This is a genomic window from Kitasatospora phosalacinea, assembly GCF_030268885.1.
GTDB classification, from domain to species: Bacteria; Actinomycetota; Actinomycetes; order Streptomycetales; family Streptomycetaceae; genus Kitasatospora; species Kitasatospora phosalacinea_C.
In genome coordinates this window covers 59,144-76,356 of record NZ_BSSA01000005.1, presented here as the reverse complement: position 1 = coordinate 76,356, position 17,213 = coordinate 59,144, and the positions used below count along the sequence as shown (strand labels likewise).

The window sequence follows — 17,213 nt, the reverse complement described above, 5'->3', positions numbered from 1 at the left end:
GCGGCGCCACAGCCGTGTCAACGCGCAACGTGGAAGTTACACACCGGAATTGAGAGCGTGTTCTGTGAGCTTTCGACAGCGTTCGTCAGGGTCCGGCCGTAACTTGACCTCGGCGGGTCACACAGTCGGGGCGATCCGGTTGGACGACCGGGTTCGTGCGGGGTGTCGGTGATCTGCCCTACCGTCCAGCCATGGCCTTTCCCTTGCCTGACGGTCTGCCGCCTGGACACCTCGAGTCCTGGGGGACAGTCGACGTATGGCTGTCCAACGAGCTACCACAAGACATCGAACATCTATGGCGTCTGCTGCTGGACCAGTCGCATGCCACCGGGTTGTTTCCGCTTCTGTGCTGGCCCGACAGTCAGGGCCAGCCGCATGATCTGGCCGGAGTGGACGCGATCCGGCTGGAGTCGAAGCTAGCGGCAGACTTTCTTGAGTACCGTCGGCAGCGGTTGCCGTTCTGGTCACAGCCGATGCCGATGGAGATGCCGGAGGACGTCGAGCCGTGGCCGCACGATCCAGGGCCGCCCTTCGTCAGCTGGCCCGGTTTGGCACCGTCGTCACCTGTCACCGCTGACAGCTCCATCCCAACCCAGACTGCGGCACGCACGGTCGCCGGTCTAGTCGATACGCATTGGTACGGGCTGAATGAGTGTCGACTGGCGCTCGTCCCGGCCCAGCGCGGCGCGGACATCCCGGCTGTCCTCGGTTGGAAGGCGGATGCGCCAATTGAGCTGTTGTGTGCACTGCTACGCAGCTGGGAAGAGCGTTTCGGGGCGCAGGTGGTGGCGATGTTCGGCAGCGAGCTTCATGTCGCGGTGGCCTGGCCTCCTCGGAGCGCCGACCAGGCGGAGCTGCTGGCGCTGGAGCACGTGCTGTCGACCGCCGACAACATCGTCGACGACCCGCCGACCCCGTTCCCCGATTACGCTGGCCGCCTCGTCAACCGGACCCACTGGTGGTTTGGGTGGGACTGACCGGGACTCCATCACTGGTGCGGCATTGCGAACAGGCCTGGCTCGGGCTCGATCAGGACGCCACGCCTGACCAGGCATTTCAGCTTGGCACGGGTGCCTTCGGTGTGGCGGGGCTCGGTGCCGAGGCCGAGCGCCCGGCAGACGTCCTTGGCGTGCAGGCCGTTGTCGGTGTTCTCGAACAGGGCGAGGATCTGGCGGTAGGTTAACTGATCGTTTCAGAATGACTTTCGAAGGCGTCGGAGGCAAATGATGCTGCAGGCGAGGTCAAGTAGTCCTTGGTGGAGATCGGCGCGGCGCTCGTAGCGGGTGCGGAGGCGCTTGAACTGGTGGAGCCAGGCAAAGGTACGTTCTACGATCCAGCGGACCTTGCCGAGTCCGGAGCCGTGGGCGGCGCCGCGTCGGGCGATCATCGGTTTGATGCCGCGCTTCCGCAGCAGGCGGCGGTACTTGTCGAAGTCGTAGCCCCGGTCGGCGAACAGCCGCCGGGGTCTGCGGCGTGGTCGTCCTCGTAGTCCTCGGATCGGCGGGATCGCGTCCAGCAGGGGCAGCAGTTGGGTGACGTCGTGGCGATTGCCACCGGTGAGCGTCACGGCGAGCGGGGTGCCGCAACGGTCCACGATCACATGGTGCTTGGAGCCGGGCCGGGCGCGGTCGACGGGCCGACAAGGTCCCCCCTTTGAGGGCCCGGACGTGCGAGCCGTCCACGGCGCAGTCGTCCAGGTCCAGCAGGTCCGCGCGGCGCAGTTCGGTCAGCAGCGCGGCGTGCAGGCGGGGACAGACGCCGGTCTCGGTCCAGTCCCGCAGCCGATGCCAGGCCGTGACCCCGGAGCAGCCCACGCTCTGCGCAGGGACATCGCGCCACGCGACACCGGTCCGCAACACGTAGATGATGCCGGCCAGGGCCGCCCGGTCCGGGACTCGTAGTCGCCCGGGGTACCGGTGGCGTCGTTCGGGAGCGGGCGGCAGCAGTGGAGCCACCCGCTCCCACAGATCGTCCGGGACAAGATCAACACGCACGCCGGACACCCTGCCGACCAAGACCGCCGTGTGCAAGAGCGCGGCTCAACTCATTCCGGAGCGATCGGTACAGGCACGATCACTCTTCGTACCACTGCTCTGCCCCGAGCCGGGCCTCGCTGATGACGCTGTCACCGACACGGGCGGTGCGCACCGTCACGCCGAGGCCGTGGATCTCGAGGTCCCCGCTGCATTGCAACCGCAGGCCGAGGTCGTTGTCCTTGAGGTACCCGAGGATGTCGGCCTCGACGGCGGTGAGCGGCCGGCCGATGAGCGGGATGCCGTCGAGGAGGACCTGGGGGCCGGAGCGCCCGAGGGCGGTGACCGCGCCGAGGAACGGCCCGCGGTCCTGCTCCCACCACGGGTAGTGCGCGCGCACGCCGGCGGCCTCGAACCGCTCCTCGATCAGCCGCTCCTCCGCGGGGTCGCCCTGGTCCTCCCAGAGGGACCCTGCCGGGTAGGGGTGGTAGGTGTGGCGCGATGATGGCGTCTCCCCGCCCAGGGCAGCCGACACCTGCTCCGGTGTCATCCCGAACCGCAGCGGCCCCACCCCCACCAGCGGCACGCACTCCCACCGCGGCCGCTCCCGCTCGGGCCGCACCGGCCACGGCCCCGGCTCCGGGGTGCGGCGCCGGGAGTTGCTGCGCCAACTGGCCACATTTCGCTCACCGTGCGGGTCCTCGGCCAGGCCGGGCCCGGTCACCAGCAGGTCGGTGACCATGCCGTCCCCCCGCTGCAGGAAACCCTCGGCGTCCAGCAGCCACTGCTGAACCGCACCCACCGAGACACCCCGCGCCGGCACGTCCCGCTCCCCTTCGACGTTCGGCACCGCCTCCACCCCATGCCGTAGCGCCAGGCGGCCGATGTCCGCACGCACCTCCGAAGGCGCCCGGCCGACCAGCACCACACCCTCCCACCGCACCAGCGGCCCGTAAATCGCGTTGACCCCCACCGCCACCAATTGCTCCCGCGATCCGAAGATCGCACTCACTCCGTGCTGGTGGTACCGGCTCCACTTCCGCTGACTGCCACTGAGGACGCCGTGCGGAGCATCCTCGCCCATCGCCGCGTTCACCTGCTCAGGAGACATCCCGAACCGCAGCGGCCCCACCCCCACCAGCGGCTCCAGTACCCAGCTCGCCCTATCTCCGACTCCAACACCCATCCCAACCCCCATACTGCGTCCGGTCACCGGCCCAATCGGCCTGCAAAGAGCACCAACCTAGCGATGACCTGCGACACCAGACGCAGCAGCGGATCGGCGACCTCGCCCGCAGCATCATCTGCCCCAGGCACCTTCGAAAGTCATTCTGAAACGATCAGTAACTGATCGTTTCAGAATGAATTGAACCGTGGGCCTTACGCTATATGATCTTGGTCGGCAGGGTGTCACTGTGCGTGCTGATCTTGTTCCGAACGACCTGTGGGAGCGCCTCGCTCCGCTGCTTCCGCCCACTCCCGAGCGGCGGCACCGTTATCCCGGGCGTCTGCGTGTTCCCGACCGTGCGGCACTCGCGGGCATCATGTACGTGCTGCGGACCGGTGTCGCATGGCGCGATGTCCCTGCTGAGACTGTGGGTTGCTCCGGCGTGACGGCCTGGCGGCGGCTCCGGGACTGGACCGAGGCCGGCCTCTGGCCCAGCCTTCACGCCGCACTGCTGGGCGAGCTGCGTCGTGCCGACCTACTCGACCTGGACGACTGTGCCGTCGACGGCTCGCACGTTCGGGCGCTCAAAGGGGGGACCATGTCGGCCCGTCGCCGGTCGACCGTGCTCGTCCCGGCTCGAAGCACCGTCTGATCGTCGACCGCAACGGAACCCCGCTTGCGGTGACGCTCACCGGCGGGAACCGACACGACGTCACCCAACTCCTCCCGCTCCTGGACGCGGTCCCGCCGATACGGGGCCTGCGAGGACGACCGCGCCGCCGACCCCGGCGCCTGTACGCCGACCGGGGCTACGACTTCGACAAGTACCGCCGCCTACTGTGGAAACGCGGCATCAAGCCGGTGATCGCCCGACGCGGCGTCGCCCACGGCTCCGGGCTGGGCAAGGTCCGTTGGGTGGTCGAACGCGCCTTCGCCTGGCTGCACCAGTTCAAACGACTCCGTATCCGGTACGAGCGGCGCGCCGACATACACCAGGGCCTACTTCAACTCGCGTGCTCGATCATCTGCCTGCGGCTTCTTCGAAGAGCTGTCCCCGCCCAGCAGTAGACGCCAGGTGTCGCCGTTGGTGCCACGGCGCCTACAGCAGCAGCGAATTGAACGACTTGCCAGGCTGATCCATCCCGTGCCCCCAGCGTCGACCTGCAGCATTGAGAATCCCGAGAAGGGTCTCGCGATCCTCGACACACTCCTGCAGCACGAGTGCTGACCGCTCGATGACGATCAGGTAGTGGTCAGCGGGCACCCACTTCATGTCGCGAAGGCAGTCCGAGAGGGCATTCCAGTTCCAGCCGAAGTAGACCGGAAACCTGAGGCGGACACTCATCTGTTCGAAGAGCCCTTGCTCGTTGCCCATCTCGGCACCGTCCAGCCAGGCCACGTAGCTGGTCCCTGAAGGCGGCAAGAGGAACGAGGAGCGCCGGGCGTCCTCCTCCAGGTGGTGCACCCAGGGGGCCTCGCCAGTCCAGTAGTGGTGCATGTCCCGTCCGGTTCAGGGTGTCCAGCCTGCACTCGACACGATAGCTGTGCCGCGCTCAACCGCTTCGTCGGGGAAGCATCCCGAGCCGGGCGCACCGCGGTGGCCGACCGCGTTGCTTCCTGGCGGTCCCGCAGCCAGGGGCTCACTCGTCATTCTGAAATGATCAGTTAGACGTAATCGGACGAACCACCCGCACTCTCGCAGAACACCCTCTGACACCCCGACAGCAGTCCCCCGCGGCTCGGCGGCTCGATCCGGACGTGCCTGGGCGTCCGGAACGCGGCGCGGAAGTCCTCCAGCCCCGCCGGGGAGATCGACGCCCCCCGGCCCTTCGCCCCGGCCGCCCGGCCCGGGGCCGGCCCGCGCCCGGTGGGTCGGCGGGGTGTCACGGCCCCGCCGACCCGTCCTACGGGCGAGGCTCCACCGTACGGCGCGGCAGGGCGGCGGGAGCAGGGGCCGAACGTCCCTGACTGCGGGCGGTTCGGCCCCGGCGGGGGTCAGAGCAGCGGGCGGACGTGTTCGGCGAAGGTGTACGCCTCCTCGAGGTGGGGGTAGCCGGAGAGGACGAACTCGTCGACGCCCGCGGCGCGGTACTCGGCGAGGCGGTCGGCGACCTCGCGGTGGCTGCCGACCAGGGCGGTGCCCGCGCCGCCGCGGACCAGGCCGATGCCGGCCCACAGGTGGGGGGTGACCCAGAGGCGGTCGCGGCGGCCGCCGTGCAGGTCGAGCATCCGGCGCTGGCCGACGGACTCCAGGGCGCGCAGCCGCTGCTGCCCGGCGGCGATCGCGGCGTCGTCGAGCCCGGCCAGCAGCGCTTCGGCGTCCTCGCGGGCGCGGGCGGCGGTGGCCCGGCTCAGGACGTGCACCCGCAGGCCGAAGCGCGGGGAGCGGCCGTGCGCGGCGGCGAGCTCGCGCACCCGGGCGATCTTCCCGGCGACCTGGGCGACGGGTTCGCCCCAGGTGAGGTAGGTGTCGGCGTGCCGGGCGGCGACGGCGAGCGCCGGGTCGGAGGAGCCGCCGAAGTAGACCCGGGGCGCGGGCTCGGGCGGCTGCCGCAACTGCCCGCCCTCGATCCGGTAGTGCGGGCCCGCGTGGTCGTACGGGGCTCCGCGCCAGGCGGTGCGGACGACGTCGAGGAACTCCTCGGCCCGGGCGTAGCGGGCGTCGTGGTCGAGCCGGTCGCCGTAGCCGCGCTGTTCGGCGTCGCTGCCGCCGGCCACCACGTTGAGCAGCAGCCGCCCGCCGGAGAGGCGCTGGAAGGTGGCGGCGGTCTGGGCGGCGAGCGCGGGTTCGACCAGGCCGGGGCGGAAGGCGACCAGGAACTTGAGCCGCCGGGTGGCGGCGATCAGGGCGGCGGTGGTGATCCAGGCGTCCTCGCAGTGCGCGCCGGTCGGGGTGAGGACCGCCTCGTAGCCCAACTGGTCTGCCGCCTGGGCGAGTTGGGTCAGGTAGCCGAGGCTGGCGGGGCGGTCCGCGGGGGCGGTGGAGGACCCGCCGGTGCCGACGCCGATGCCGGTGCCGTGGGCGGCGCCGCCCAGGTCGCGGGCGTCGCCGCCGGTCGGCAGGAACCAGTGGAACGCGGCGCTCATCGCTCCCGTCCCCCGTCCGTCGCGGGCCCGGCCGTCGCGGGCCCGGCCGTCGTGGGCCCGACCGGGGTGCGGACCAGCAGGAACGCGGTGTGGCGGCGCAGCGTGAAGCCGAGCGACTCGTACAGCCGGATCGCCCGGGTGTTGTCGGCGGCGGTGTGCAGGAACGGGGTGTCGCCGCGCTGTTCGATGCCGTGGGCGACGGCGCGGACCAGGCGGGTGGCGTGGCCGCGGCCGCGGTGGTCGGGGTCGGTGCAGACGGCGCTGATCTCGGTCCATCCGGGCAGGCGGAGGCGTTCGCCCGCCATCGCGACCAGGCGGCCGTCGTGGCGCAGGCCGAGGTAGCGGCCGAGGGCGACGGTGCGGGGCAGGAAGGGCCCTGGCCGGGTGCGGGTGACCAGGTCGAGGATCTCGGGGACGTCGGCGGGCCCCAACTCGACCGCCTCGGGCGCGGGTTCGGTGCGCAGGGCGGTGGCGACCAGCTGGGTGCCCCGACCGGACTGCAGGACCTCCCAGCCCGCGGGCGCGGTGTCGGTGGCGGTGACGGGGGTGGTGCTGCCGGGCGGCCCGGCCAGGGCGGCGAGGTCCTGCCAGGCCCGCGGGTCGGCGGGGTCGGCGAGCGCGGTGAACGGGGAGACGTCGACGGGGTAGCGGGCGGCCCGGCCGACGCGTTCGGCGAGGTGGGCGTGCGGGCCGGTGAGGGCGGCCCAGGCCGGGTTGTCGAGGAGGTCGACGTCGGAGGCGGGCAGGGCGGTGCGCTGGCTCATGGCGGTGCGGCTCCTGTGCGACGGGTGAACGTCGGTGCGGCGGGTGAACGTCGGTGCTGCTGCGGGTTCAACCGGCCGGACAGAGCGCGCTGCTGACGCGCTGGAGGTCGACGGGCCGGTCGAGGTACACCGCGCGTTCCGCTGCCCGCACCGCCGTCCACCTCCCGGATCGTCCCGTCGCGGTCAAGCTAGGCCGCTCCCGAACGGGATGTCAACGGCCGTCCGCGGGGCCCGGGTCGGCGGTTCGTTACCGCTGTATGAACAGCGTTGTGCCGGGCCCGGGTGCGGGGTTACGGTGCGAGGACGGCGGCACCGGGCGGTGCCGCGAGACGCGGACGGGGAGGTGGCGGCGGTGCGGTCCCAGGAGCGCGAGGTGTACCTCGACCGGCCGGTCGACCTGCTGCGGGTGAGCGCCGCGCTCTGTCCGGCCCGCGCCGTCCGCCCGGCCTGTCCGGCCCGCTGAGCCGGGTCGGCACCAGCCCCCTCCCCCTTCCTCCGTCGGCGCGCCCCGGCCGCGCCCCCGTGCACGCCCCGGCGCGTCCGCACACCCTCCCGCGCACTTCTGCGCACATCCGCGCACTCCCGTGAACAGGAACCGGTCCGCCATGCCCGCATCCCCAGCAGCATCCCCGTCCTCCTCCCCCGCCGCCTCCCCCGCGACCTCCCCCCTGCACCTGGCCGTCGCGCTGGACGGCGCCGGTTGGCACCCCGCCGCGTGGCGGGAGCCGGACGCCCGGCCGAAGGAGCTGTTCACCGCCCGGTACTGGGCGGACCTGGCGGCGGAGGCGGAGCACGGCCTGCTCGACCTGCTGACCATCGAGGACGGGCTGAGCCTGCAGTCGGAGCACCCGTTCGAGCCGGACGCCCGGACCGACCGGGTCCGGGGGCGGCTGGACGCGGTGCTGGTGGCGGCCCGGATCGCGCCGCTGACCCGGCACATCGGGCTGGTGCCGACGGCGGTCGTGACGCACACCGAGCCGTTCCACCTGTCGAAGGCGGTGGCCACGCTGGACTTCGTCAGCCAGGGCCGGGCCGGGCTGCGGGTGAAGGTGTCGGCCCGGGTCGACGAGGTCGCGCACTTCGGCCGCCGCGCGCCGCTCCCGCTGCGGCTGGAGGAGCTGGACTCCCCCGCCGGGCTGGCCGCGCTGGCCGAGTCGTTCGGCGAGGCCGAGGACTACGTGGAGGTGCTGCGCCGCCTGTGGGACAGCTGGGAGGACGACGCGGAGATCCGGGACGCGGCGACCGGCCGGTTCATCGACCGGAACAAGCTGCACTACATCGACTTCGTGGGCTCCCGGTTCTCGGTGCGCGGCCCGTCCATCACGCCCCGCCCGCCGCAGGGGCAGCCGCTGGTCGCGGCGCTCGCCCACCGCGGCGAGCCGTTCCGGCTGGCCGGTCGCTCCACCGACCTGGCGTTCGTGACGCCGCACGACGCGGACGGGGCCCGGGCGGTCGTGGCCGAGATCCGGGCCGCCCAGCGGGCCGCCGGGCGGGAGGCGGAGACGGTGCACGTCTTCGCCGACCTGGTGGTGTTCCTGGAGGAGCGGCCCGGATCGGCGGCCGAGCAGTTGGCCCGGCTGAACGAGACGGCGGGCGCCGAGTACACCAGCGACGCCCGGGTGTTCACCGGCACCTCCGCCGAACTGGCCGACCTGCTGGCCGAGTTGGCGCAGGCGGGACTGTCGGGCTTCCGGCTGCGGCCGGGCCGGCTGCCGTACGACCTGGAGCGGATCACCCGCGGCCTGGTGCCGGAGCTGCAGCGCCGCGGCCTGTTCCGCGCCGCCTACGAGGCATCCACCCTGCGCGGGCTGCTGGGCCTGCCGCGCCCCGCCAACCGCTACGCCGCGCCCGCCGCCGACGCCGCGCCCGCCCCCGCCGCCGCCGTTGGCGCCTGAACTCCGAAGGAAAGCACGCGAGATGAGCAACGAGAGCAGCAGTAGCAGTAGCAGCAGTAGGAGCAGCAGCGGCAAGCCGCTCAAGCGGATCCACCTGGCCGCGCACTTCCCGGGCGTCAACAACACCACGGTGTGGAGCGACCCGCAGGCGGGCAGCCAGATCGAGTTCAGCTCCTTCGCGCACCTGGCGCGGACCGCCGAACGCGCCAAGTTCGACTTCCTGTTCCTGGCCGAGGGCCTGCGGCTGCGCGAGCAGAACGGGCTGATCTACGACCTGGACGTGGTGGGCCGACCGGACACCTTCACCGTGCTGGCGGCGCTGGCGGCGGTCACCGACCGGCTCGGCCTGGCCGGGACGATCAACTCGACGTTCAACGAACCGTACGAGGTGGCACGGCAGTTCGCCTCGCTGGACCACCTCTCGGCGGGCCGCTCGGCGTGGAACGTGGTGACCTCCTGGGACGCGTTCACCGGCGAGAACTTCCGGCGCGGCGGCTTCCTGCGCGAGGAGGACCGGTACGCGCGGGCGCAGCAGTTCCTGGAGGCGTCCTGGCGGCTGTTCGACTCCTGGCGGGGCGACGAGGTGCTGGCCGACCGGGCCTCCGGGGCGTTCCTGTCCGATCCGCGGGCGGGTGAATTCGCCTACCGCAGCAGCGAGTTCGACATCGCGGGCCGGTTCGACGTGCCGCGCTCCCCGCAGGGGCGGCCGGTGATCTTCCAGGCGGGCGACAGCGAGCAGGGTCGCGAGTTCGCCGCCGCCTCGGCCGACGCGATCTTCTCCCGGCACGGCACGCTGGAGGCCGGGAAGGCGTTCTACGCGGACGTGAAGAGCCGGCTGGCCCGGTACGGCCGCTCGCCCGACTCGCTGAAGATCCTGCCCGCGGTGACCTTCGTGCTGGGCGACACCGACGCGGAGGCGCACGAGAAGGCCGAGCTGGTGCGCCGCCAGCAGGTCAGCGGGCAGACCGCGATCCGGCTGCTGGAGCAGGTCTGGAACCGGGACCTCTCCGACCTGGACCCGGAGGGGCCGCTGCCGGAGGCGGACCCGCTGGTCGGCGAGCACACCGTGGCGCAGGGCCGGGCCTCGGTCCGGATGAACCGGGACCCGCTGGCGGTGGCCCGCGAGTGGCGGGCGCTGGCCGAGGCGAAGAACCTCTCGGTCCGGGACCTGGTGATCGAGGTGACCGGCCGGCAGTCCTTCATCGGCACCCCGGCCCGGGTCGCCGAGGAGCTGAACCGCTTCGTCCAGGAGGACGCCAGCGACGGCTTCATCCTCGCCCCGCACCTGACCCCGGGCGGCCTGGACGAGTTCGCCGACACCGTCGTGCCGCTGCTCCAGGAGCGCGGCGTGTTCCGCACCGAGTACGAGGGCAGCACCCTGCGCGAGCACCTCGACCTGCCGTCCCCCACCGACACCCGCACGAAGGAAACGACATGACGACCACGCACGAGCCCGTCGACACCGCCGCGTTCACCCGCGAGTGGGAGGAGTGGCACGCCGCCAGCCAGCGCGCCCTGGCCGACCCGCACGGCTTCCTCGCCGTCACCTCCCTGCACTGGCTGGACGCCGAACCGGCCCGTTTCCCGGACGCGCCGGGCGCCTGGTGGACCGGCCCGGACGGGGTGTGGGTCGAGCTGGACGAGGGCGAGGAACTGCTGCTGGACGGCGAGCCGGTGCGCGGGCGGCACGGCTTCGGCGTGCTGCCGGAGCGGGCCAGCCTGTACGCGACGGCGGGCGAGGCGGTGATCGAGGTCGCCAAGCGCGGCGGCCACGACATCGTCCGGCCCCGGCACCCCGACAACCCGCTGCTGCGCGACTTCACCCGCACCCCCGCGTACGCCCCGGACCCGCAGTGGGCGCTGACCGGCCGCTACCTGCCGTTCGAGCAGCCGCGCCCGGTGACCGTCGGCGCGGCCGTCGAGGGCCTGCAGCACGTGTACGACGCGCCGGGCGAGATCGAGTTCACGCTGCCCGGCGGGGGCGGCACGCACCGGCTGACCGCGTTCAACGGCCACCTGCCGGGCAGTCTGCAGGTGCTGTTCACCGACGCCACCTCGGGCGTCACCACGTACGCCGCGAACCGGGCGCTGAGCGTCCCGGCGCCGGACGAGGAGGGCCGGGTCACGGTCGACTTCAACCGGGCCACCAACCTGCCCTGCGCCTACACCGACCTGGCGACCTGCCCGCTGCCGCCCGCCGAGAACCGGCTCCCGGCGGCGGTCGAGGCCGGGGAGCGGATCCCGCTGGAGCGCGGCGGGCAGCCGTAGGCGCGGCACCGCGCTGTGCGACGTCGGCCGCGGGCCCGGCGTTCCCGGCCCCGGGGCTCCCCCGGGGCCGGTCCGGTCTCAGCCGTCGACGAACTGGTGGTCCGACAGGATCAGCCCGTCCGCGTCGAGGGTGAGGAAGTCGAAGCCCAGCGAGACCCGTTCACCGCTCGCCGCGTGCACCATCTCCCAGCGCAGCCGGACGGTGCCGTGGTGCCCGTCCGCACCGGGCAGGGCGCGGAACTCGTGCCCGCTGTCGCGCACCCACTTCCGGTGGGACGCGGCGACCCGGTCGGCCATCGCCGCACGGCCGTCGGCTTCCAGGGTCGGGCTGCGGTGCGCGATGCCGGGTGCGAACAGCGCGTCGATCTCGGCACGGCGGCGGGCCGGGTCGGGCTCGTTCCACAGTTCCACGTAGCGGCGGGCCAGTTCGTCGTGGTCGGGCACGGTCGTTCCCCTCTCGGGCGGGTCGTTCGGAGCGGTCGTCACTGCCCGGCCGCCTTCCGGCCGGGCAGGGCCTGGACCACCAGGGCGAACAGCGCGGTGGCGGCCAGCACGTACAGCAGGCAGGCGCGGAACGCGGCCGGGACGGCGTCGGGGCCGGGGGTGTCGGCGAGGACGCGGTAGAAGACCAGGCCGATCAGGGCGACGCCGAGCGCGTTGCCGACCTGCAGTCCGGTGGTGAGCATCCCGCCGGCCGAGCCCGCGCTCGCGGCCGGGACGCGGGCCAGCACGGTGGCGGTCAGCGGGGCGAAGGACAGGCCCATGCCGCAGCCGTCCAGCAGCAGGCCGGGCACCAGCCACCACAGGCTCCGGCCCTCCCCGCTGACGGCCCACAGCTCCAGCAGCAGTCCGGCCGCGCGCAGCACGGCGCCCGTCGTGACGGCGTGCCGGCCGATCCGGGCGGCCAGGTGGCGGGCGGTGGTGGAGGCGGCGACGTAGCCGAGGCCGAGCACGCTGAACACCAGGCCGGAGGAGATCGGCGCGAGGTGGCGGCCCTGCTGGAGGTAGAGCGCGAACACCAGGAAGTAGGAGGCCATCGAGGCCCAGAAGACGAGTTGGGCCACCAGTCCCGCGGTGAAGGCGCGCTCCCGGAACAGCGTCAGGTCGAGCGAGGGCGAGCCGCCGCGCAGCCGCAGGCGCCGCTGCTGGGCGGTGAAGGCGGCCAGCAGCAGCGGTCCGGCGGCCAGCAGCAGCCGGGACCACAGCGGCCAGCCCCGTTCGCGGCCCTCGATCAGCGGCAGGCAGAGCGCGGTCAGCGCGGCGGTGACCAGCAGCAGGCCGAGCAGGTCGGGACGCGGCCGTCCGGGGGCCTTGGACTCGGGCAGCAGCCGGGCCGCGGCGAGCGCGGCGGCCAGGCCGATCGGCAGGTTGACCAGGAAGCAGGCCCGCCAGCCGAGGCCTAGCAGGTCGGCGCGGATCAGCAGGCCGCCGATCAACTGGCCGAACACGGCGGCGACCCCGGACGCGGCGGCGTACCAGCTGACCGCCCGGGCCCGGGCCGGGCCCTGCTAGGCGGTGGTGATGATGCCGAGCACCTGGGGTGCCATCAGGGCGGCCGCGGCGCCCTGCAGCACCCGTCCGGCGATCAGCAGTTCGGCACTGGGGGCGGCCCCGGCGGCCGCGGAGGCGGCGGTGAACAGGGCCATGCCCAGCGCGAGGATGCGGCGGCGCCCGTACAGGTCGCCCAGTCGGCCGCCGGTGACCAGGCCGACGCCGTACGTCAACGCGTAGGCGGCCACCACGAGTTGGATCTGGGCGTCGGTGGCGTGCAGGTCGCGTTGGAGGGCGGGGACGGCGACGTTGACGATGAAGAAGTCGAGCCCGGCGAGGAACACCCCGGCCAGGACGATCGGCAGGGTGGCGCGGTGCGGCCCGGACGGCGCGGCAGCCGTCGGGGCGGTGGCAGTGGCGGTGGGCACGGTGGTGCTGTCGGTCATGGGCGGACAGGCTCCTGGGGTGCGCGACGAGTGGGCCCGCGCCGCTCCGCCCCGGCTGCGGGGGCGGGGCGCGGTGCGTGCTCCACTCTCCCCGCGCCCGCCGGGTGCCTCAACTACCCGTCAGGTAGGCGGCGGTGTCCTCGTCCGCCGGGAAGAAGCTCTCGATGAGCAGTTCGGAGGAGATCAGGTCGCGGGCGGTGCCGAAGGTGGCGAACATCGCGAGGAACGACAGCACCCTTCCGTCGCAGCGCAGTTCGAGCGGGAGCATGATCTCGTCCGGCCCCGGGATGTCGACCTCGGGCACCGGCTGCTCGCACGGGTAGCCGAGCAGTTCCTCGTACAGCGGCCGGAGGCTTCCGTCGAGGGCCGCGCGACGGGCCAGCCCGGAGAGCAGTTTGCCGCGCCACCGGCCGAGGTTGGCGATCCGGGGGGCCATCCCGTCGGGGTGCAGGACCAGGCGCAGGGCGTTGACCGGCGGCTGGAGCAGGTGGGCGGCGACGCCCGCGGTGAACAGCCGGTCGAAGGGTTCGTTGGACGCGACGAGGTGGCGCCGGCCGTCCATCACCAGGGCCGGGTAGGGCCGGTGGCCGTCCAGCACCCGGCGCACCGCCGCCAGGAGCGGGCGCATCGCCGGGTCGTCGAGCCTCCTCTCCTGGAACACGGGCGCGTAACCGGCGGCCAGCAGCAGCGCGTTGCGCTCCCGCAGCGGCACCTCCAGGTGGTCGGCCAGCCGCAGCACCATCTCCCGGCTGGGCCGCGAACGCCCGGTCTCCACGAACCCGACGTGCCGCGCCGAGACGCCCGCCAGGTTGGCCAGCTCCAGCTGGCTGATCCGCCGCCGTCGCCGCCACTGCGCCAACAGCGGCCCCACCTGCGCCTGTTCGTCCGCGTCCACCGCCACCGGCGTCCCCCTTCGTCCGCCCCAATCTACGTCAGGCCCGCCCCGGTCGATCCGGCCGTTCCGGTCGCCCCGGAGCGGGCCCGACGGGGCCGGTCAGCCGATGTTGCCCTGCGGGCCCGCGTACCGGGCGAGCAGGGCGGGCACGTCGGCGGCCGGGTCCAGGGTGTACGGGTAGAACGAGGACGGGTCGAAGGTGGTGCCGTTGGTCTGCTGCTTGCCGGTGCTGTTGACCACGATGCTGCCGCGCTGGGTCAGGGCGGCGGCGGAAGTGTCGTTGTAGTAGGGGTTGTCGACGTGGTCGTAGTAGCTGTTCTCGATCACGGTGCGCGAGGCGCCGCGCGACAGGTTGCCGTAGGAGGCGACGTTCTGCAGGTAGTTGTCGTAGAGGTGCGCGTAGGCGACGTTGTCCACGCTGGGGTTGCGCTGGTTGGTGTCGTGGATCCAGTTGTGGTGGACGGTGACCCGGGCCGTGACGTTGTCGGTCCAGCCGATGCCGAACGCCTTGTTCTCCTCGCCCAGGACGTTCCAGGAGACGGTGAGGTAGCTGGTGTCCTTCCGGCTGTCGATCAGGCCGTCGTTCATCCGCTCGATCCGGTTGTGGTCGATCCACACGTGGTCGGCGGTGTCCATCTGGATGCCGTCGTAGTCGTACACCTTGTCGTCGGGGTCGTCGTCGGCCATCTGCGCGTCCCGGATGGTGAGGTTGCGCAGGATCACGTTGTGCACCCCGGTGCCGAGGAAGAACCCGCCGTGGACGATCTCGCCCGCGGTGCCGACGCCGACGACGGTCTTGTCCGACTTCACCGGGATCTCGTAGCCGTACGGCGCGACGGTGATCGCCGCCGCGACCCGGATCGTGCAAGGCCCGTCCGCCGTCGCGTACTTGACCAGGTCGGCGAAGGTGGTGACGGTGACGGTCGGCCCGGCCGCGCCGCCGGTCGTGCCGCCCCCGGTGGCGGCGAACCCGTCCGCGGTGCTCGGCCAGCTCCGCCCGGTGTCCACCGGGCGGAAGGCCCACTGCTTGTTGGTGTTCGCGGTGCAGGTCTCCTGGACCACCGCCGTCCCGGCCGTGGTGGACGCCCCCTGGTCACTCATGCACAACCCGCTGCGCACGCTGACGACCTGGAACGTCCCCGCCCCGCTCGCCACCAGCGACCACTGCTGGTTGCTCTGCCCAGCCCCGCAACCCCACTGCTGCAACTGCACCCCGCCCGCCGTCGACCCCGACGGCACGTCCAGGCACATCCCGCTCCCCACGTTCACCAACTGGTAGACACCGCCACTGACCGGCACCAACCGCCACTGCTGATTGCCCTGCCCGCCACCGCACCCCCACTGCTGCAACTTCGCCCCCGACGCCGTCGACCCCGACGGCACGTCCAGACACATCCCGCTCCTCACCACCGCCAACTGGTACGTCCCGGCAGCGGGCAGCGTCACGGCCTCGGCGGCCGGGGCGACCGAGACGGCGCCCGCGCCCAGCAGCAGGGCCGCCGCGGTCCCGGTCAGGCGGCGGGTGGTGGTGGCTCGCACGGTGGTGGCTCGCACGGTGGTGGTGTCCTCTCGCGTCGTGGTGGGGGTGCTCATCGGACGGGGTTCCAGCCGTCGGCGCCCGCCAGGTACTTCTGCGGGGTGTACGCGGCGGCCTGGGCGTCGGTGAGCTGCGGGCGGTTGGTGTTCACGCCCGCGCCCGCGCCGGTGTTGCGGTACTCGAAGTACCGGGCCCTCTGCCAGGTGCTGGTGGACATGTCGATCCAGGGCTGCGCGGTGGCGACGGTGTCCGTCAGCACGGACTCCCGGTACACCACCTGGGCGCCCTGCCGCCAGGGCCGCCCCAGCTGGGTCTTCCCGGCGGTCGTCCCGTCGATCGTCGAGTGGTGGAACAGGAAGCCGTAGGCCCGGGTGGCCGGGGTGCTGGCGGCGGTGATCGGGCCTCCGGTGGTGCGCTTCTCGTGGATCCGGCAGTTGTCGAACACGGCGACGCCGCCGCCGTAGATGAAGTCGACCGTCCCCTCGACGTACGAGCCGACCACGTACGTCCGGGCGCTCTCGTTGACCAGGAAGGTGTCCTGGTCGCCCAGCAGCCGCACGTTGTCCAGCACCGCCCGGTCCGCGTCCAGGTAGAGCGCGAGGGCCTGGTCGCCGGTGTCGGAGCTGTTCTCGTCGAAGTCGTTGCTGAAGGTGAGGTCGGTCGCCGTGAAGTCGTGGCCCTGGGCGACCACGGTGGCGCTGCCCGCCGTCCCGTACGTGCCCGCGTTCCGGTTGCCGACCAGCACCACGTCCGCCGGGCTCGCGCCCAGGCCCTGCAGGGTGATGAACGGCTTGTCCGCGGGGACGGTGACCTTCTCCCGGTAGGTGCCCGGCTTGATGGTGATCACCACCCGGCTGGCGTTGCCGCTGCCGACGGCGTCGACCGCCGCCTGCACGGTGGTGTAGCGGCCGGTGCCGTCCTGCGCGACGGTCGACGCGACGGCGCTGCCGACGGGGCGGAAGGCCCACTGCTTGTTGGTGTTCGCGGTACAGCTCTCCTGGACCACCGCCGTCCCGGCCGTGGTGGACGCCCCCCGGTCACTCATGCACAACCCACTGCGCACGCTGACGACCTGGAACGTCCCCGCCCCATTCGCCACCAGCGACCACTGCTGGTTGCTCTGCCCGGCCCCGCAACCCCACTGCTGCAACTGCACCCCGCTCGCCGTCGACCCCGACGGCACGTCCAGGCACATCCCGCTCCCCACGTTCACCAACTGGTAGACACCCGAGGACACCGGCACCAACCGCCACTGCTGATTGCCCTGCCCGCCACCGCACCCCCACTGCTGCAACTTCGCCCCCGACGCCGTCGACCCCGACGGCACGTCCAGACACATCCCGCTCCTCACCACCGCCAACTGGTACGTCCCGGCAGCGGGCAGGGTGGCCGCACCTGCCGGGGCGACCGTCACCGTCCCTGCTCCGAGCACCACCGCGGCCACCGCCGCGCCACGCAATCTTCCGGACATCGGTCCGTCCTCTCCGCACAGGGGATCCGCGCCGCAGGCCGGATCGGCCCGCAGCACCCCTGTAGACGGGAGGCGGCATGACGGGATGACAAAAACTTTTCTGCAGGATGTCCCGCGGTGTCCCGGAGCGGGCGTCCGGGCACGCAGAAGGGCCGCCCCGGCCGAAGCCGGGACGGCCCTAACGCACTGGTGCGATGACCGGGCGCACCCCGCGCCAG

15 protein-coding genes and 1 pseudogene are annotated in these 17,213 nt (G+C 72.6%); 6 read left to right on the top strand and 10 right to left on the bottom strand.

Annotation, left to right across the window (positions count from 1 at the left end; translation table 11 throughout):
- Positions 1-191: 191 nt before the first annotated feature.
- Entirely contained in the window at positions 192-977 is a 786-nt protein-coding gene (locus tag QSK52_RS09635; protein WP_285735520.1) for a DUF4253 domain-containing protein, read from the top strand.
- Positions 968-1,183, top strand: a complete 216-nt coding sequence (locus QSK52_RS09630) for a hypothetical protein (RefSeq protein WP_285735519.1) — start codon at positions 968-970, stop codon at positions 1,181-1,183. Before QSK52_RS09635 ends, QSK52_RS09630 begins: the two co-directional genes overlap by 10 nt.
- A 9-nt stretch (positions 1,184-1,192) precedes the next feature.
- On the opposite strand, the gene QSK52_RS09625 is transcribed toward QSK52_RS09630, so the two are convergent.
- Both QSK52_RS09625 and QSK52_RS09620 read right to left on the bottom strand, forming a co-directional pair.
- Positions 1,193-1,994, bottom strand: a protein-coding gene (locus tag QSK52_RS09625) for an IS5 family transposase (RefSeq protein WP_435053204.1) whose coding sequence is annotated in 2 segments (ribosomal slippage) — positions 1,193-1,657 and positions 1,659-1,994 — 801 coding nt in all. Because the reading frame shifts where the segments join, the coding sequence is not laid out codon by codon here.
- Positions 1,995-2,073: 79 nt separating this feature from the next.
- Entirely contained in the window at positions 2,074-2,952 is an 879-nt protein-coding gene (locus tag QSK52_RS09620; RefSeq protein WP_285735518.1) for a hypothetical protein, read from the bottom strand.
- 436 nt (positions 2,953-3,388) lie between these two features.
- Between QSK52_RS09620 and QSK52_RS09615 the strand changes: the two genes are divergently transcribed.
- A protein-coding gene (locus QSK52_RS09615; protein WP_285735517.1) for an IS5 family transposase occupies positions 3,389-4,209 on the top strand; the annotation gives its coding sequence in 2 pieces (ribosomal slippage) (positions 3,389-3,728 and positions 3,728-4,209; 822 coding nt in all).
- A 31-nt stretch (positions 4,210-4,240) separates the two neighbouring features.
- Here QSK52_RS09615 and QSK52_RS09610 read toward each other — a convergent pair.
- The 3 genes from QSK52_RS09610 to QSK52_RS09600 form a co-directional block, all read right to left on the bottom strand.
- Entirely contained in the window at positions 4,241-4,540 is a 300-nt protein-coding gene (locus tag QSK52_RS09610) for a barstar family protein (RefSeq protein WP_285735516.1), read from the bottom strand.
- A 596-nt stretch (positions 4,541-5,136) separates the two neighbouring features.
- A complete protein-coding gene (locus QSK52_RS09605) occupies positions 5,137-6,228 on the bottom strand; it encodes an LLM class flavin-dependent oxidoreductase (RefSeq protein ID WP_285735515.1) in 1,092 nt (363 codons plus the stop codon).
- The gene (locus QSK52_RS09600; protein ID WP_285735514.1) at positions 6,225-6,992 is read right to left on the bottom strand and encodes a GNAT family N-acetyltransferase; all 768 of its coding nucleotides are present in this window, start codon (positions 6,990-6,992) and stop codon (positions 6,225-6,227) included. Before QSK52_RS09600 ends, QSK52_RS09605 begins: the two co-directional genes overlap by 4 nt.
- Before the next feature lie 605 nt (positions 6,993-7,597).
- Between QSK52_RS09600 and QSK52_RS09595 the strand changes: the two genes are divergently transcribed.
- Genes QSK52_RS09595 through QSK52_RS09585 form a run of 3 tightly spaced genes read left to right on the top strand, consistent with a single transcriptional unit; the run spans position 7,598 to position 11,155 of the window.
- On the top strand, positions 7,598-8,887 hold the full coding sequence (locus QSK52_RS09595; RefSeq protein WP_285735513.1) for an LLM class flavin-dependent oxidoreductase: 1,290 nt from the start codon (positions 7,598-7,600) through the stop codon (positions 8,885-8,887).
- Positions 8,888-8,909: 22 nt separating this feature from the next.
- On the top strand, positions 8,910-10,325 hold the full coding sequence (locus tag QSK52_RS09590; protein ID WP_285735512.1) for an NtaA/DmoA family FMN-dependent monooxygenase: 1,416 nt from the start codon (positions 8,910-8,912) through the stop codon (positions 10,323-10,325).
- Complete coding sequence (locus tag QSK52_RS09585) at positions 10,322-11,155, top strand: DUF1684 domain-containing protein (protein ID WP_285735511.1); 834 nt, start codon at positions 10,322-10,324, stop codon at positions 11,153-11,155. The genes QSK52_RS09590 and QSK52_RS09585 overlap by 4 nt, the downstream gene beginning before the upstream one ends.
- 78 nt (positions 11,156-11,233) lie before the next feature.
- Here QSK52_RS09585 and QSK52_RS09580 read toward each other — a convergent pair whose 3' ends face one another.
- The 5 genes and pseudogenes from QSK52_RS09580 to QSK52_RS09560 all read right to left on the bottom strand — a co-directional run bounded on the left by QSK52_RS09580 (position 11,234) and on the right by QSK52_RS09560 (position 16,995).
- Positions 11,234-11,599 (bottom strand): nuclear transport factor 2 family protein, encoded by a 366-nt coding sequence (locus QSK52_RS09580; RefSeq protein WP_285735510.1) that lies wholly within the window; start codon positions 11,597-11,599, stop codon positions 11,234-11,236.
- Between the two features lie 38 nt (positions 11,600-11,637).
- Positions 11,638-13,092: pseudogene (locus QSK52_RS09575) on the bottom strand (MFS transporter).
- Between the two features lie 109 nt (positions 13,093-13,201).
- Positions 13,202-13,993: a helix-turn-helix domain-containing protein gene (locus QSK52_RS09570; protein ID WP_285735509.1), complete on the bottom strand. Its 792-nt coding sequence runs from the start codon at positions 13,991-13,993 to the stop codon at positions 13,202-13,204.
- A 93-nt stretch (positions 13,994-14,086) separates the two neighbouring features.
- Entirely contained in the window at positions 14,087-15,580 is a 1,494-nt protein-coding gene (locus QSK52_RS09565; protein ID WP_285735508.1) for an RICIN domain-containing protein, read from the bottom strand.
- Positions 15,577-16,995 (bottom strand): pectinesterase family protein, encoded by a 1,419-nt coding sequence (locus tag QSK52_RS09560; RefSeq protein WP_285735507.1) that lies wholly within the window; start codon positions 16,993-16,995, stop codon positions 15,577-15,579. Before QSK52_RS09560 ends, QSK52_RS09565 begins: the two co-directional genes overlap by 4 nt.
- Positions 16,996-17,213 lie beyond the last annotated feature (218 nt).